Below are 15,831 nucleotides of genomic sequence, written 5' to 3' on the forward strand. Positions count from 1 at the left end.
CAACCTACAAGCCTTTGCGGAATTGAATGAAGCCCGAGCGCTCGGCAACCTGTTGGTACAGGCTGATGGCGGTGGCGTTGGTTTCGTGGGTCAGCCAGTGCACCTTGATGCAGTTGTCGGCCTTGGCAGTGGTGTAGACGTGCTCGATCAGCTGGCGGCCAATACCCAGTCCGCGCTGCGTGCTATCCACAAATAGGTCCTGCAGGTAGCAGGAATTCTCGATGCTCCAGTTGGAGCGATGGTAGATGAAGTTGACCATTCCCACGGCCTTGCCATCGATCCAGGCTAGCGCCGAATGGGTGGGTTCGCTGGGATCGAGCAGGCGCTGCCAGGTGCTGAGGCTGACGTCATCGGCGAGCTCGGTTTCGTAGAAGTGCAGGTAGGCTTGCCACAGGGCATGCCAGGCGGCGTGATCTTGAGCGGTGACGGGGCGCAGGGTAACGCTGGGCATGGGGTTATTCCCTTACAGTTGGCGCATGTGCGCGGCGAGTTGGTTGTCCATTTGATCGGGGCTGGCGCTCAGGCCTTCGCGCACGCCGATGATGTCCTGTTCGGAGCGGTTCTGGCTGAGCTTGCGCGCGCCTTGCAGGCGGGTGATCGGCAGGCGAATACCGACGATGGCGCGCAGCATGCCGTCGAGGTAGTCGGCGGGGGCATCGGTGACTTTCCACGGTTCACTGCGGCCGCGCTCATGCCGGTCGGTTAGGCGGCTGACAATCGCCAGCAGTGGCTCCGCGTCGTGGATCACTTCAGCCGCGCCATAGGCGTGCACGGCCAGGTAGTTCCAGGTCGGCACGACTTTGGGGTTATCGGCCTTGCTCGGGTAGTAGCTGGGGCTGACATAGGCATCGGCCCCAGGGAACACCAGCATCGCTTCAGCCCCCAGCGCCAGGTCCTGCCATTGGCGATTGGCGCGTGCCAGGTGAGCATAGACGGTACCGAATTCGCCTTCGGCGGTATCCACCAGAACCGGAAGGTGCGTGGCCAGCAGGCCTTGTTCGCCGTGGCTGACCAGCACGGCCAGGCGGGTGTCGAGCATATGCTGATGCAGGCGAGCGAGGTCGTGTTCCTGGTGGGGCTTGCTGTTGTACATGGCTGGGGTCCTTGTGGAATGGCTTCATCCTAGGCAGGCTATTGGCTCTGGGTAAGAGCCATTCCTAGCTGTTTTCATAGGTCCAATGCCATGAGCGAACGCCCCCTCATCCTGCCTTTCGACCCCGCCGGGATCGCCTTGGATCGTCGCCGCGGGCTGAGCCAGCAGCTCTACCAGGCGCTGCGCGCACGCGTACTGGACGGGCGCCTGAGCAGTGGCACGCGGTTGCCGGCCAGTCGTGATCTGGCCGCTATGCTGGCGTTGTCACGCAACAGCGTAGTGCGTGCTTACGACCAACTCTATGCCGAGGGCTACATCGAGAGCCGGGTCGGCGATGGCACATACGTCAGTCGGCTGCCGAAATTATCCACACAAGTATCCACAGGGTTATCCCGGGGGTTATCAACAGGTTTATCCACATTTTGCTCTGATGATACTGAGGATTTATCCAGCAAGCGTCCTCTCAGCGAGCCTTTGCAGCGCCTGAAAAATAACCACTTGCCGCCGCCGAGAAGTGGCGCGCCACGTGCATTTCGCGTCGGCATACCTGCGTTCGATTTGTTCCCATTTGACGTTTGGGCCAAGCTGCAGGCGGGTTTCTGGCGCAATCCATCTCCTGCGCATTTGGGCTATGGTGACCCCGCAGGCGAGCCTGCATTGCGCGAGCTGGTCGCCGCCTACCTGCGACGGTCAAGAGGGTTGAGCTGCACGGCTGAACAAATTGTGATCACCAGTGGCGCGCAGCAGGCAATCAGCCTTTGTGCACAGTTGCTGTTGCAGCCTGGCGACACGGTGGCTGTGGAAAACCCAGGCTATCGGGCGGCTGGTCACGCCTTTGCATTGGCCGGTGCCAGGGTGTCCGGTGTGCCGGTGGATGAAGAGGGAATGGACTGCAATCGGCTGGGGCAAGTGGCTGATTGCCGACTGGTCTATGTCACACCTGCGCACCAGTACCCGACCGGAGTGACCATGAGCCTGGCACGTCGTCTGGAGTTGCTGGCCTGGGCTGAGCGCAACGATGGCTGGGTCATAGAGGATGACTACGATGGCGAGTACCGCTACAGCGGTGCGCCCCTCGCCCCGCTGGCGGCTCTAGACCAGCATGGTCGGGTACTGTACGTCGGCACCTTTGGCAAGATCGCCTTCCCGGCGCTGCGCCTGGGCTACCTGGTACTGCCACCGCAGTTGGCGCAGGCCTTTAGCCAAGGCAGGGCGCTGGCGGTGCGACATTCGGAGGTCAGCAGCCAGTGCGTGATGGCCGAGTTCATGGCCCGTGGGCATTTTCAGCGGCATATACGGCGTATGCGTAAAGCGGCGTTGTGCCGGCGCAATGTGCTGAGCGCCGGCTGGCCTGTGGATGTTCCGGGCTTGGGAGCCATGCCCGAGGTGGCGGCGGGTCTGCATGTCAAAGTGGATGTGGATAACTTTGCGCTGGAGCAGGCGCTGGTGGCCAAGGCCGAGGCCGTAGGGGTGGAGGTGACGCCGCTGAGCAATTTCTGGTTGGCGGACAGCGAGGTGCCTGTGGATAAGCGCGCGGGGCTGGTGCTGGGGTTTGCTGCGGTGCCGGAAGGGGAGATTGCCGAGGCCTTGATTAAATTGCGCAAGGTTTGGCGGCCGTTTCGCGGGTGAACCCGCTCTCACAGGATCTGCGCCGCATCTGAGGTCGGCGCACGCCCTGTGGGTTCACCCGCGAAGAAGCAAACTCAGGTTCCGGATTTGATCCGCGTCCAGGCCCGAGTCCTGGCCCGCTCGGCATCCCTGGCCAACGGCTTGAGCGTATACAACTTGGCCATTGCCTCTGGCGTTGGGTACAGGTTGGGGTTGTTGCGAATCGCCGGGTTCACCTTGTCGGTGGCATCCTTGTTCGGGTTCGGGTAGCCGACAAAATCGCTGATCGGCGCAATCACCTCTGGGCGCAGCAGATAGTTGATGAACGCGTGGGCATCATCCGGGTTGGCCGCGTTTTTAGGGATCGCCAGCATGTCAAACCAGATTGGCGCACCCTCCTTGGGCAGGCGCATGTCCACCACCACGCCGTTTTTTGCCTCCTTGGCGCGGTTGGCGGCCTGCGAGAAGCTGCCGCTGTAGCCCACCGCCACGCAGATATCGCCGTTGGCCATGTCAGCCATGTACTTCGAGGAGTGGAAGTACGTGATGTGCGGACGAATCTTCAGCATCAGCTCCTCGGCCTTCTTGTAGTCGGCCGGTTTATCGCTGTTCGGTGGCAGGCCGAGATACTGCAGGGCCAGCGGCAGAATCTCGGACGGCGAGTCGAGCAGGGCCACACCGCACTGCTTGAGCTTGGCGATGTTCTCTTCCTTGAAAATCAGGTCCCAGCTGTCTACCGGTGCGTTGTCGCCCAGCGCAGCCTTGACCTTGGCCGGGTTGAAGCCGATCAGCACGGTGCCGTACATGTACGGGACAGCAAACTTGTTGCCTGGGTCGTTGGCTTCTATCAACTTCATCAGCGACGGGTCCAGGTGCTGCCAGTTCGGCAACTTGCTGCGGTCCAGCGGCTGGAATACCCCGGCTTCGATCTGCTTGGCGAGGAACACGTTGGACGGTACCACCACGTCATAGCCGGAATTGCCGGTTAGCAGCTTGGCCTCCAAGGCCTCGTTGGTATCGAAGATGTCGTATACCAGCTTGACGCCGCTGTCCTTCTGGAAGTCGGTCAAGGTCTGCGGGGTGATGTAATCGAACCAGTTATACACACGCAGGGTGCGCTGCTCGGCTTGGGCCTGCAGGGCTCCGGTGAGCAGGGTGGCAGCGATGAACGGGGCGAGCAGGCGCTTGAGTCGGACCATTATCGGGCTCCTGGCTGGGCGCGCTGGAAGCCTTCCAGCACATTGACTGCGTTGATACCGATTTCTTCCACAGCGTAGCCGCCTTCCATCACGAACAGGGTGGGCTTGCCGAGCTGACCGATGCGCTTGCCCATTTCCAGATAGTCAGGGCTGTCCAGCTTGAACTGCGAGATCGGGTCGTCCTTGAAGGTGTCCACGCCCAGCGATATCACCAGCACGTCGGCGTCATAGCGGGCGATGCGCTGGCAGGCATCTTCTAGGGCGGCGCTCCAGGCTGCCCAGTCGCTGCCGGCCGGTAGGGGGTAGTTGATGTTGCAGCCCTCGCCGGCACCCTCACCGGTTTCATCGGCATAGCCGAGGAAGAACGGGAACTCGTCCTGCGGGTCGCCGTGGATCGAGGCGAAAAACACGTCGTCGCGGCTGTAGAAGATGTCCTGGGTGCCGTTGCCATGGTGGTAGTCGACATCGAGGATGGCGACCTTGCGCCGGCCCTGGTCAAGGAAGGCCTGGGCGGCGATGGCGGCGTTGTTCAGGTAGCAGTAGCCACCCATTACTTCGCCAGCCGCGTGATGCCCTGGTGGGCGGCACAGGGCAAAGGCGGAATGCGCGCCTTGCTGGATGGCTGCCTGAGCGGTAAGGGCGACCTGGGCGGCGCTGTAGGCGGCCTGCCAGGTACCGGCGGTAATCGGCGCGCCGGCATCGAAGCTGTAGTAGCCCAGTTCGCCGTGCAGGCCCGTGGGTTTTACCTGGCGTAGGGTACGTGCAGGCCAGGTGAACGGCAGCAGGTCGCCTTCCTGGCCCATGGCGGCCCAGCGCGCCCAGGCGCCTTCGAAGAAGTCCAGGTAGTCGGCACTGTGGATACGCAGAAGCGGCGCACGGCCGAAGTCGGTGGGGCCCTGGATGTCACCCAGGTTGCGCTTTTTCACCTGATTGAGCACATGGTCAGCGCGCGAAGGCATTTCGAAGCAGGGCATCAGCTTGCCGTCGATCAGCTCGCAGCGGCCATGGTGCAGGCGGTGGTCATCGGAATAGATCGTCAGCATTGTTGTTCTCCGGTGGGTACTGGCGTGGGTCCATTGTCATGGGCGGGTCAGTAACGGAGAACGACGCAAACGGCCAAAAGGGGATCGATATGGCCAAGCTGTTTGGCCGCATTGTTTGTGCCGGCCCCTTCGCGGGCTCGCACGCGAAGGGAGCGCAACAGGTCAACCGCGAAAATGGCTGGGCGCCACGCCGCTCCAGCGCTGGAAGGCATGCCGAAAACTGGCTGTTTCACTGAACCCCAAGGTCTCGGCAATCCGGTAGATCGGCATCTGCTCGTCTGCCAGCAACTGCTTGGCCCGCTCGAACCTCAGTTCATCCAGCAACTGTTGATAACTGCAGCCCTGCGCCTGCAAATGCCGGCGCAGGGTGCGCGACGAGCAGTTCATCTGCCGCGCCAGCCCTTCCAGCCCCGGGGCCGCGTCCAGTTGTTGCGCCAGTAGTTGGCGAATTTTCCCCAGCCAGGCCTGCCGGCCGGTGAACTCCAGGTTCAGGCGTCGGCAGCGTTCGCTCATGGCCTTGTGGGTGATCGGGTCGGCCAGCGGCAACGGCGTCTCTAGCCAGCGCCTTTCGAAAGCGAAGGCGTTGTCCTCGGCAGCGAAACTTACGGGGCACTGGAAAGCACCGGCATAGCGCATATGGTAACCCGGGCGAGGGTGTTCGAAGCGGGCCCCCAGCAGTGGTAGTGGGCGGCCGAGCAGGTCGTCGCAGATAACCTTCAACGACACCAGGCAGAATTCGGCGTTGAAAGCGCTCAGCGCCGGGCTGTCGTGATAATCGCTGGCGCTGAACCACACGCGCTGCCCATCGTCGCGCAAGCGCAGCTTGAAGACTGTTCCCAGCAGTGCCGGATACTGCAACGCCAGGCTCAGGGCGTCACCCAAAGTGGCACTGGAGAGCAAGGCGTAACCGAGCATGCCGTAGCACGACACATGCATACGTTGGCCCAGTTCCAGGCCGATGTCCTCGCGCCGGGCCACGGCATTGGCGCACACCTGCAGTTCCTGCTGGGTAGTGATGCGCGCATCGGCAAGCCCCAGGTCTGCCGGGCCGATGCCGCTGCCGGCCAACAGCGCCGAAGCCTCGCAACCGTCTGCCTGGAAGACGTTGAGGATCAGCGAAACCGCGTTGAGGGTGGTCAGGTGGCTGTGCAGCATGCTGGGTAATCCCTTTGCTTGGGATGCATTACGGAGCAAGTAGTGTGCCGTAATTCCGGTCGCTAACCGGGCCGACAATCCATCAGGCAAAAAAAAGGCCCGAAGCATTGGCTCGGGCCTTGAAAGGTTGAGAGGTGTCTAGTCCCTTAACCTGGTGAGACAGTGTGCAGCAGCCGGGTTACGCCTTCAGCGGAACCAGACGTGGAGCGATCATGTTTTCGGGACGCAGGATGTCGTTAAGCATCTCTTCATCCAGCAGCTTCTCTTCGCGTACCAGTTCCAGCACACCGCGGCCGCTTTCCAAGGCAACGCGGGCGATACGGGTGGCGTTTTCGTAGCCGATGTACGGGTTCAGTGCGGTGACCAGGCCGATCGAGTGCTCGACCAGTTCACGGCAGCGCTGTTCGTTGGCAGTGATGCCGACGATGCAGTGTTCGCGCAGCATGTCCATGGCGCGTTGCAGCAGGCGGATCGAGTCGAAGATCTTGTAGGCGATCAGCGGCTCCATCACGTTCAGCTGCAGCTGGCCACCTTCGGCGGCGACGGTCAGGGCCAGGTCGTTGCCCATGATGGCGAAGGCCACTTGGTTCACGGCTTCCGGGATAACCGGGTTGACCTTGCCTGGCATGATCGAGCTGCCTGGCTGACGCGCTGGCAGGTTGATCTCGTTGATGCCGGTACGCGGGCCGCTGGACAGCAGGCGCAGGTCGTTGCAGATCTTCGACAGCTTGACCGCAGTACGCTTGAGCATGCCCGAGAACAGCACGAAAGCGCCCATGTCGGAGGTGGCTTCGATCAGGTCGGCAGCCGGTACCAGCGGCTGGCCGCTGATGATTGCCAGGCGCTGTACGGCCAGGGCTTGGTAGCCAGGGTCGGCGTTGATGCCGGTGCCGATGGCGGTACCGCCCAGGTTGATTTCGGTCAGCAGTTCCGGAGCCAGCGAGCGCAGGCGCTGCAGGTCTTCGGTCATGGTGGTGGCGAAGGCACGGAATTCCTGGCCCAGGGTCATTGGCACCGCGTCCTGCAGCTGGGTACGGCCCATTTTCAGTACGTGGTCGAACTCTTTACCCTTGGCAGCGAAGGCCTGGATCAGGCTGTCGAGGCTGGCCAGCAGGGCGTCGTGTCCCAGCAGCAGGCCCAGACGGATAGCAGTCGGGTAGGCGTCGTTGGTCGACTGCGCCATGTTCACATCGTTGTTCGGGTGCAGGTACTGGTACTCACCCTTCTGGTGGCCCATGGCCTCCAGCGCGATGTTGGCAATGACTTCGTTGGCGTTCATGTTGGTGGAAGTACCTGCACCACCCTGGATCATGTCGACCACGAACTGCTCGTGATAGTCGCCTTTGATCAGTCGACCGCAAGCAGCGCTGATGGCAGCATGCTTGGCATCGCTCAGGTGCCCCAGCTCTCGGTTGGCGTCAGCAGCGGCCTGCTTGACCATCGCCAGGCCGACTACCAGTTTCGGGTAGTGCGACAGCGGAACACCGGAGAGGTGGAAGTTGTTGGCAGCGCGCAGTGTCTGGATGCCGTAGTAAGCATCAGCAGGAACTTCAAGGGTGCCCAACAAATCTTTTTCGACGCGGAACGATGCAGCGGAGGACATGATGTATATCATCTCGATTTTGACCCGGCACATGCCGGAATGGCGCCAATCCTAGGCCTGAAGGTGATTTTGCGGCCAATGCTGTTGCACGCTAACCTATGCACAAACGGCATAGTGTTTCATGTGACGCCAATTGACATTCGAACGTGTTCCATTTTGGTGCACGCCGGGAGATGTGCTTTGTGAACCTCGAAAGCAAATGGCTGGAAGACTTCAGCGCGCTGGCCGCTACCCGCAGTTTTTCCCAGGCGGCAGAGCGGCGTTTCGTCACCCAACCGGCCTTCAGCCGGCGTATTCGCAGCCTTGAAGCGGCCTTGGGCCTGCAACTGGTGAATCGTTCCCGCACGCCGATCGAACTGACCGAGGCCGGGCAGCTGTTTCTGGTCACAGCACGTACCGTTGTCGACCAGTTGGGCGAAATTCTGCGTCATTTGCATCACCTTGAAGGTGGCCAAGGCGAAGTGGTGCAGGTCGCCGCGGCACACTCCCTGGCATCGGGCTTTTTCCCGCGATGGGTGGCTCAGTTGCGCCACGACGGGTTGAACATCGCCACCCGCCTGGTTGCGACCAACGTAGGAGATGCCGTGCATGCATTACGCGAAGGGGGCTGCGACCTGATGCTGGCGTTCTACGACCCGGATGCAGCCTTGCAGATGGACGCCGAGATCTTCCCCTCGCTGCACATGGGCAACACCGAGATGCTGCCGGTGTGCGCCGTGGATGATGACGGCAAGCCATTGTTCGACCTGGAAGGTGAGGGCAGCGTGCCGCTGCTGGCCTATTCCGCTGGCGCCTTCCTCGGCCGTTCGGTCAACTTGCTGCTGCGCCAGCGCAACCTGCGCTATACCACCGTTTATGAAACCGCCATGGCCGACAGTCTCAAGAGCATGGCGCTGGAAGGCATGGGTATCGCCTGGGTGCCGCGCCTGTCGATGCGGGGCGAACTTGAGCGGGGCGAACTGGCGATCTGTGGCGGCAGCCAGTGGCACGTGCCGCTGGAAATCCGCCTGTACCGCTGCGCGCTGGTGCGCAAGGCCAACGTCAGGCTGTTGTGGCGCAAGCTCGAGGGTGCCGCAGCGGTTGACCCAAAAGTCAGTCAAAGCCCCGAAAAATAAGGGGCGACAGTTGGTCGCCGGGGTGCCTTAAACGCACCACCTTACGGTATACTGCGCGGCCTTTCGACCGGATGTGTCCGGTTCTGATCAGCAAACAAGCCACGCCGGTCGTCCCGCGTGGCTTGTTGTTTTTTGACGCGCCCAAGGGCGCACAAGCGAAGAGGCTCGACGATGAGTGCACTGGTTGGCGTGATCATGGGCTCCAAGTCCGATTGGTCCACCCTTAGCCACACCGCCGATATGCTGGAAAAACTCGGCATTCCCTACGAAGTGAAGGTGGTTTCTGCCCACCGCACCCCGGATCTGCTGTTCCAGTATGCCGAGGAGGCCGAGGGCCGTGGCATCGAGGTGATCATCGCCGGTGCCGGTGGCGCAGCCCACCTGCCAGGCATGTGCGCCGCCAAGACCCACCTGCCGGTGTTGGGTGTGCCGGTGCAGTCGTCGATGCTGTCGGGCGTCGATTCGCTGTTGTCGATCGTGCAGATGCCCGCCGGTGTGCCAGTTGCCACCCTGGCCATCGGTCGTGCCGGCGCGGTCAACGCAGCGCTGCTGTCGGCCAGCATCCTTGGCGCCAAGTATCCGCAGTACCACGCGGCACTGAAGCAGTTCCGCACGGAACAGACCGACACCGTGCTGGATAATCCAGACCCGCGCCAGGCTTGAGGCTCAACCCATGAAGATCGGTGTAATCGGTGGCGGCCAGCTGGGCCGCATGCTGGCCCTGGCGGGTACTCCGCTGGGCATGAACTTCGCCTTCCTCGACCCGGCACCGGACGCCTGCGCGGCGCCCCTGGGCGAGCACCTGCGTGCCGACTATGGCGATCAGGACCACCTGCGCCAGTTGGCCGACGAGGTCGACCTGGTCACCTTCGAGTTCGAAAGCGTCCCGGCCGAGACCGTGGCCTTCCTCTCGCAGTTCGTGCCGGTGTACCCCAGCGCCGAAGCGTTGCGCATTGCCCGCGACCGCCTGTTCGAAAAGAGCATGTTCCGCGACCTGGGTATCCCCACCCCAGCCTTTGCGGACATCCTCTCCCAGGCAGACCTGGACGCTGCGGTGGCCAGCATCGGCCTGCCGGCCGTGCTGAAAACCCGCACCCTGGGCTATGACGGCAAGGGCCAGAAGGTGCTGCGCACGCCAGAAGACGTGGTAGGCACCTTCGCCGAACTGGGCAGCGTCCCGTGCCTGCTGGAAGGCTTCGTGCCGTTCACTGGCGAAGTATCGCTGGTGGCCGTGCGTGCCCGTGATGGCGAAACCCGCTTCTACCCGCTGGTGCACAACACCCACGAGAGCGGCATCCTGCGCCTGTCGGTGGCCAGCCAGGCACACCCGCTGCAGGCCCTGGCCGAAGACTACGTCGGCCGTGTGCTGCAGAAGCTGGATTATGTGGGCGTGATGGCTTTCGAGTTCTTCGAAGTCGACGGCGGCCTGAAGGCCAACGAGATCGCCCCGCGTGTACATAACTCCGGGCACTGGACCATCGAAGGCGCCGAGTGCAGCCAGTTCGAGAACCACCTGCGCGCCGTTGCCGGCTTGCCGCTGGGCTCGACTGCCAAGGTGGGCGAGAGCGCGATGCTGAACTTCATCGGCGAAGTGCCGGCGGTGGAGCAGGTTGTCGCCATCGATGACTGCCACCTGCACCACTACGGCAAGGCCTTCAAGGTCGGCCGCAAGGTTGGCCACGCCACCCTGCGCTGCCGTGACATGGCCACCCTCGAGCTCAAGATTTCCGAAGTAGAGGCCCTGATCAGCAACTGATCGAACTTCTACATGCGCCATGCCCTCTGAAATGGCAACAAGCCGAAGTGCTGTCTAGGCTTCGGCTTGTTTCATATTCACTGCAGAGGGATTGCCATGGGCATCATTGGAACCATTTTCATCGGCCTCATCGTCGGCCTGCTGGCCCGTTTCATCAAGCCGGGCGACGACAGCATGGGCTGGATCATGACCATCCTGCTGGGTATCGCCGGCTCCCTGTTGGCCACCTATGGCGGCCAGGCCTTGGGCATTTACCAGGCCGGGCAGGCGGCGGGCTTCTTTGGCGCGCTGGTCGGTGCCGTTGTCCTTCTGGTGATCTACGGATTCATCAAGAAACGCTGAATACTGGTTAGAATGCCCGGCAATTCACCCGAGTTGCCGAGCATTGCCATGCGTGCCTTTTTTCTTATCCCCCTGCTGTTGGCCAGTACCCTGGCCCATGCCGAACTGCCCGAAACCGACTGGCTGGAGTTGATGCCGAAGTCGGACCAGAAGGCGCTCGAGCAAATGCCCGAAATCGATCACAACTCGCCGGAAGCCATGGGCACCTTCACCGCCAAGGGTGGGCTCAAGCAGAGCAAGGGCCTGCCCGCGGTGATGTACTCGACCAAGACCGTTCCGGCCATGAATGGCAAGGACATCCGTCTGGGTGGCTACCCTGTGCCGCTGGAGAGTGACGCCAAGGGCAACAGCACATTGTTCTTCCTGGTGCCGTATCCGGGTGCGTGCATCCATGTGCCGCCACCGCCGCCCAACCAATTGGTACTGGTGCGCTACCCGAAAGGCCTGAAGATCGATGACATCTACACCCCGCTATGGGTCAGCGGCAAGCTGAAGGTGGAAAAAGTAAGCAATGACCTGGCCGACGCGGCCTATGCACTCGATGCGGGGAAAGTGAGGGTGGTGGAGGACGCTGACCTCTGATAATTGGCCCGGCCTCTTCGCAGGCGTGCTCGCGAAGAGGCCGGCAAAGTGCAGGGCTCAGATATTTTCACAACCGATCTGGACGCCCAGCGAATGACTCGCCCCAGGCTTCAAGTCCACCAGGTCATTCCACACATTCGCCGTCTCGATGCACAGCATCCGCTGCCAGCCATCATCAGCCATGTCCGCCAATGCCCTGGCCCGATCGGTCCAAGGGTTCCAGATCACCGCCGAGCGCGAGCCACTGCTGGTCAAGGTAATACGGCGGCTCCAATGCGGGTCGACAATGCTCAGCGTTTGCGGGGTGTCGAGGTAGATCCGGTCCGTCTCCCCGGCAAACTCGAGTGCCCCCTGCTGCTGGCGCTGCTCCCAGTCGGCCAAAGTCTCGATGTAGTCCAGCCCCTCGACCCCTTCGATACGCGCCTGGCGCACATCGCTGACGGCAAAGTAGCTGTGCAGGGCCTGGCTGATGGTCACCGGGCTATCGCCCATGTTGCGGCTTGTGAGTTTCAGCGCCAACGCTTCGCCCAGCTCCACTACCAGCGTGAGCTCCACATTGTGCGGCCAGCCGGGCAGGTGGCCTTGGGCTTCTGGGAGGTTGAATTCGATGCGTAGGTTTTCGCCCGCTTCCTCGATACCCAGCAGCTGCCAGTCACGTGAGCGCGCCAGCCCGTGAGCAGGCGCCTGTTCGCCGTGGTACATAGCCTGAACGGCCTGGGGGTTGCGCTGCAGGTTGCCGAACCACGGCCAGCACACCGGCACACCGGCACGGACCGACTTGCCCTCGCGGAAGATCGCCTGGTCACTCAGCCACAGCAGCGGCGGCTCGCCGACCCGCTGGTAGCTGAGGATCTGCGCGCCCTGCTGGGCGATCAGGAGTTCGGCGCGGTCGCTGCTGATACGCCAGCAGTTCAGTTCGCCATGTTGCTCGGTTACGACCTGGAAGGTAGCCATTGCATTCGTCTCATTGTATTGCCAGAAGGCCTTGGACCCTGGCTCATCCAATGAGTTTACCGCCGGCGTGGCTCAGCGACGAGGCACGGAGCGGGTGCGGCCACTGCCGTCGATGGCGACGAAGACGAATACCGCTTCGGTGACCTTGCGCCATTCGCTGGACAGTGGGTCGTCGCTCCACACCTCGACCATCATCTGGATCGAGCTGCGGCCGATTTCCAACGTCTGGGTATAGAACGACAGCTGCGCGCCTACCGCAACCGGTACCAGAAAGGCCATGCGGTCGATGGCCACGGTCGCCACGCGGCCGCCGGCGACGCGGCTGGCCATGGCAGTGCCGGCCAAGTCCATCTGGGCAACCAGCCAGCCGCCGAAGATGTCGCCAAAGCCGTTGGTCTCGCGCGGCAGCGCGGTGATCTGCAAGGCCAGGTCGCCTTGCGGGATAGGATCTTCTTGTTCGAGCTCAATCATGCGATGGGGCCTCTGACCCGTGACGCTTTCGTTGGTGTGGCGCAAAGGCCGGGTAAACGATTCAGCTTGAAACATACTACGCCGATTTCGTTTCACTGGGCGGCCGTAGGGAAACTCTGCGAAACCGTCTGACATCAAGACCGACGTTTTCGCACAACATCCCACACTAGCAGCCACCTTTTCCTACGAATCCCCAGTATATAGAGCATAACGGCCAGCGACGACCGCACATTCATGAATATCTGTAGGGATTTTGTATCGCTTTCAGCGCGGCTCGGCAATTTGCTATCTTCGCCTGTCTACCAATTCAGAAGCCGCGCGCCAAGCGGCCTGCATGCCCTACAAAGAGAACAACGAGCGATGACTTCCGTGCCGAGCAGTATCGAGCAGCCCTCGCGGCCGCTGACCCGCAGCGACTACAAGACCCTCTCACTGTCCGCCCTGGGCGGCGCGCTGGAGTTCTACGACTTCATCATCTTCGTGTTCTTTGCCACGGTGGTGGGCAAGTTGTTCTTCCCGGCCGACATGCCGGAGTGGCTGCGGCTGATGCAAACGTTCGGGATCTTCGCCGCCGGTTACCTGGCGCGGCCGCTAGGCGGCATCATCATGGCCCACTTCGGTGACCTGCTCGGTCGCAAGAAGATGTTCACCCTGAGCATCTTCATGATGGCCCTGCCGACCCTGATCATGGGTTTGCTGCCGACGTATGCGCAGATCGGCATGTGGGCACCGATCCTGCTGTTGCTGATGCGCGTGATCCAGGGTGCGGCAATTGGCGGTGAAGTACCGGGCGCATGGGTGTTCGTCTCCGAGCACGTGCCGGCTCGCAACACCGGCTATGCCTGCGGCACTCTGACCGCTGGCCTGACTGCCGGCATCCTGCTGGGCTCGCTGGTAGCGACCCTGATCAACAGCGTGTACAGCGCGGAAGAAGTGGCTGACTACGCCTGGCGTATTCCGTTCCTGCTTGGCGGTGTGTTCGGCCTGTTCTCGGTGTACCTGCGCCGTTGGCTGCACGAAACCCCGGTGTTCGCCGAAATGCAGCAACGCAAGGCACTGGCCGAGGAGCTGCCGCTGCGCGCTGTGCTGCGCGACCACCGTGGCCCGATCATCCTGTCGATGTTGCTGACCTGGCTGCTTTCAGCCGGCATCGTGGTGGTCATCCTGATGACCCCGGCGCTGCTGCAGAGCTTCTACCACATCAGCGCGACCGACTCGCTCAAGGCCAACAGCCTGGCCATCGTGTTGCTCAGCTTCGGTTGTATTGGTGCCGGCAGCCTGGCCGACCGCTTTGGTGCGGGCCGAGTGTTCGTGATCGGCAGCCTGTTGTTGCTGGCCAGCTCCTGGACCTTCTACCACAGCCTGCCGACCCAGCCCGAGCTGCTGTTCCCGCTGTACGCGCTGACCGGCCTGTGCGTCGGCGTGATCGGCGCGGTGCCTTATGTAATGGTCAAGGCATTCCCCGCGGCGGTACGCTTCAGCGGGCTGTCGTTCTCGTACAACGTGGCCTACGCAATCTTCGGTGGTTTGACGCCGATGGTGGTGACCGCGCTGCTGAAAGTAAGCCCGATGGCGCCTGCCTACTACGTGGCAGGCCTGTGTGCCGTTGGTCTGGCCGTGGGCCTGTACCTGCTCGCCAACAAGCGCTGATCTGCGTTACGGCTACTCTTCGCGGCTAAAGCCGCGAAGAGGGCAGACCTGCCTTCAGTGATGGCCTTTCATCCATTTGTCACAATCAGGTCATATTGTATTCATGCGGCCTGCCGATACTTGGGCCCGTTCCATCCAGCACCCCCAAATTCCTGCTAGGAGCAAGGCATGAAACTGAAGCGTTTGATGGCGGCCCTCACAATTGCCGCCGCTGGCGTTGCAACCGCCAACGCGGTAGCCGCTGTCGATCCTGCGATCCCGACCTACACCAAGACCACCGGTGTTGCGGGCAACCTCTCCAGCGTCGGTTCCGACACCCTCGCGAACCTCATGACTCTGTGGGCCGAGGCCTACAAGAAGGAATATCCGAACGTAAACATCCAGATCCAGGCTGCCGGCTCCTCGACCGCGCCACCTGCGTTGACCGAAGGCACTGCCAACCTCGGCCCGATGAGCCGCAAGATGAAGGACGTCGAGCTGCAGGCTTTCGAGCAGAAGTACGGCTACAAGCCGACCGCCATCCCGGTTGCCGTCGACGCCCTGGCCGTGTTCGTGCACAAGGACAACCCAATCAAGGGCCTCACCATGGCTCAGGTAGACGCCATCTTCTCCTCCACCCGCCTGTGCGGTGGCAAGGCCGAGATCAAGACCTGGGGTGATGCCGGTGTGACCGGCGACCTGGCCAACAAGCCAATCCAGCTGTTCGGCCGCAACTCGGTATCGGGCACTTACGGCTACTTCAAGGAAGAAGCCCTGTGCAAAGGCGACTTCAAGCCTAACGTCAACGAACAGCCTGGCTCGGCTTCGGTCGTGCAGTCGATCAGCTCCTCGCTGAACGGCATTGGCTACTCGGGCATCGGTTACAAGACTGCCAGCGTCAAGACCGTAGCCCTGGCCAAGAAAGAAGGCGGCGAGTTCGTCGAAGACAACGAAACCAACGCCCTGAATGGCTCTTACCCGCTGTCGCGTTTCCTCTACGTGTACGTCAACAAGGCCCCGAACAAGCCTCTGGCCCCGCTGGAAGCCGAGTTCGTCAAGCTGGTGCTGTCGCAAGCTGGCCAGCAGGTCGTGGTGAAGGATGGCTACATCCCGCTGCCGGCTAAAGTTGTCGAGAAGACCCTGGCTGACCTGGGCCTGTCGCATGCCGGTAACGTTGCAAAGAAGTAAGTAACTGAAGAGGAGGCCGGCGCCGCTGCCCGGCCTCTTCCACGATGTTCCGGTCCGAAGCCAGGTATCCTGTGCGGCGGGCTTTCGCGCGTC

16 protein-coding genes are annotated in these 15,831 nt (G+C 62.0%); 8 read left to right on the forward strand and 8 right to left on the reverse strand.

From position 1 onward, the window contains the following. Positions 1-4: 4 nt before the first annotated feature. On the reverse strand, positions 5-451 hold the full coding sequence (locus E8E68_RS03735) for a GNAT family N-acetyltransferase (protein WP_266032126.1): 447 nt from the start codon (positions 449-451) through the stop codon (positions 5-7). Between the two features lie 12 nt (positions 452-463). Then, complete coding sequence (locus E8E68_RS03740) at positions 464-1,093, reverse strand: FMN-binding negative transcriptional regulator (protein WP_266032127.1); 630 nt, start codon at positions 1,091-1,093, stop codon at positions 464-466. A 90-nt stretch (positions 1,094-1,183) separates the two neighbouring features. Here E8E68_RS03740 and E8E68_RS03745 point away from each other — a divergent pair, with 90 nt between their 5' ends. Then, positions 1,184-2,722 (forward strand): PLP-dependent aminotransferase family protein, encoded by a 1,539-nt coding sequence (locus tag E8E68_RS03745; protein ID WP_280339776.1) that lies wholly within the window; start codon positions 1,184-1,186, stop codon positions 2,720-2,722. A gap of 74 nt (positions 2,723-2,796) precedes the next feature. On the opposite strand, the gene E8E68_RS03750 is transcribed toward E8E68_RS03745, so the two are convergent. From E8E68_RS03750 to aspA, 4 genes are all read right to left on the reverse strand, one after another. Then, a complete protein-coding gene (locus E8E68_RS03750) occupies positions 2,797-3,900 on the reverse strand; it encodes a polyamine ABC transporter substrate-binding protein (RefSeq protein WP_266032129.1) in 1,104 nt (367 codons plus the stop codon). Beyond that, positions 3,900-4,943 carry a histone deacetylase family protein gene (locus tag E8E68_RS03755; protein ID WP_280339778.1) on the reverse strand — a complete coding sequence of 348 codons (1,044 nt, stop codon included), beginning with the start codon at positions 4,941-4,943 and terminating at the stop codon, positions 3,900-3,902. Before E8E68_RS03755 ends, E8E68_RS03750 begins: the two co-directional genes overlap by 1 nt. Positions 4,944-5,105: 162 nt before the next feature. Next, positions 5,106-6,098, reverse strand: coding sequence for an AraC family transcriptional regulator (locus E8E68_RS03760; protein ID WP_266032131.1), 993 nt, complete (start codon positions 6,096-6,098; stop codon positions 5,106-5,108). A 178-nt stretch (positions 6,099-6,276) separates the two neighbouring features. Continuing rightward, positions 6,277-7,701, reverse strand: a complete 1,425-nt coding sequence (aspA, locus tag E8E68_RS03765) for an aspartate ammonia-lyase (protein WP_110743606.1) — start codon at positions 7,699-7,701, stop codon at positions 6,277-6,279. A gap of 182 nt (positions 7,702-7,883) precedes the next feature. Here aspA and E8E68_RS03770 point away from each other — a divergent pair, with 182 nt between their 5' ends. From E8E68_RS03770 to E8E68_RS03790, 5 genes are all read left to right on the forward strand, one after another. Next, positions 7,884-8,816, forward strand: coding sequence for a LysR substrate-binding domain-containing protein (locus tag E8E68_RS03770; protein ID WP_177410705.1), 933 nt, complete (start codon positions 7,884-7,886; stop codon positions 8,814-8,816). A 171-nt stretch (positions 8,817-8,987) separates the two neighbouring features. After that, positions 8,988-9,479: a 5-(carboxyamino)imidazole ribonucleotide mutase gene (purE, locus tag E8E68_RS03775; RefSeq protein WP_003253304.1), complete on the forward strand. Its 492-nt coding sequence runs from the start codon at positions 8,988-8,990 to the stop codon at positions 9,477-9,479. A gap of 10 nt (positions 9,480-9,489) precedes the next feature. After that, positions 9,490-10,572, forward strand: coding sequence for a 5-(carboxyamino)imidazole ribonucleotide synthase (locus E8E68_RS03780; protein ID WP_280339784.1), 1,083 nt, complete (start codon positions 9,490-9,492; stop codon positions 10,570-10,572). Positions 10,573-10,668: 96 nt separating this feature from the next. Beyond that, positions 10,669-10,914, forward strand: coding sequence for a GlsB/YeaQ/YmgE family stress response membrane protein (locus tag E8E68_RS03785; RefSeq protein WP_010955824.1), 246 nt, complete (start codon positions 10,669-10,671; stop codon positions 10,912-10,914). A gap of 48 nt (positions 10,915-10,962) precedes the next feature. After that, positions 10,963-11,496, forward strand: coding sequence for a DUF3299 domain-containing protein (locus tag E8E68_RS03790; protein WP_177410704.1), 534 nt, complete (start codon positions 10,963-10,965; stop codon positions 11,494-11,496). A 57-nt stretch (positions 11,497-11,553) separates the two neighbouring features. Here the strand turns inward: E8E68_RS03790 and E8E68_RS03795 are convergent, their stop codons facing one another. Together E8E68_RS03795 and E8E68_RS03800 are read right to left on the reverse strand one after the other, a co-directional pair. Then, positions 11,554-12,450, reverse strand: coding sequence for a D-hexose-6-phosphate mutarotase (locus tag E8E68_RS03795; RefSeq protein WP_280339786.1), 897 nt, complete (start codon positions 12,448-12,450; stop codon positions 11,554-11,556). Positions 12,451-12,522: 72 nt separating this feature from the next. After that, complete coding sequence (locus E8E68_RS03800; protein WP_003253317.1) at positions 12,523-12,921, reverse strand: acyl-CoA thioesterase; 399 nt, start codon at positions 12,919-12,921, stop codon at positions 12,523-12,525. Positions 12,922-13,281: 360 nt separating this feature from the next. Here E8E68_RS03800 and E8E68_RS03805 point away from each other — a divergent pair, with 360 nt between their 5' ends. Further along, the gene (locus E8E68_RS03805) at positions 13,282-14,571 is read left to right on the forward strand and encodes an MFS transporter (RefSeq protein ID WP_280339787.1); all 1,290 of its coding nucleotides are present in this window, start codon (positions 13,282-13,284) and stop codon (positions 14,569-14,571) included. A gap of 168 nt (positions 14,572-14,739) precedes the next feature. After that, a complete protein-coding gene (locus tag E8E68_RS03810) occupies positions 14,740-15,738 on the forward strand; it encodes a phosphate ABC transporter substrate-binding protein PstS (RefSeq protein ID WP_280339788.1) in 999 nt (332 codons plus the stop codon). Positions 15,739-15,831: the final 93 nt, after the last annotated feature.

This window comes from Pseudomonas sp. BN607, assembly GCF_029871175.1.
Lineage (GTDB): Bacteria > Pseudomonadota > Gammaproteobacteria > Pseudomonadales > Pseudomonadaceae > Aquipseudomonas.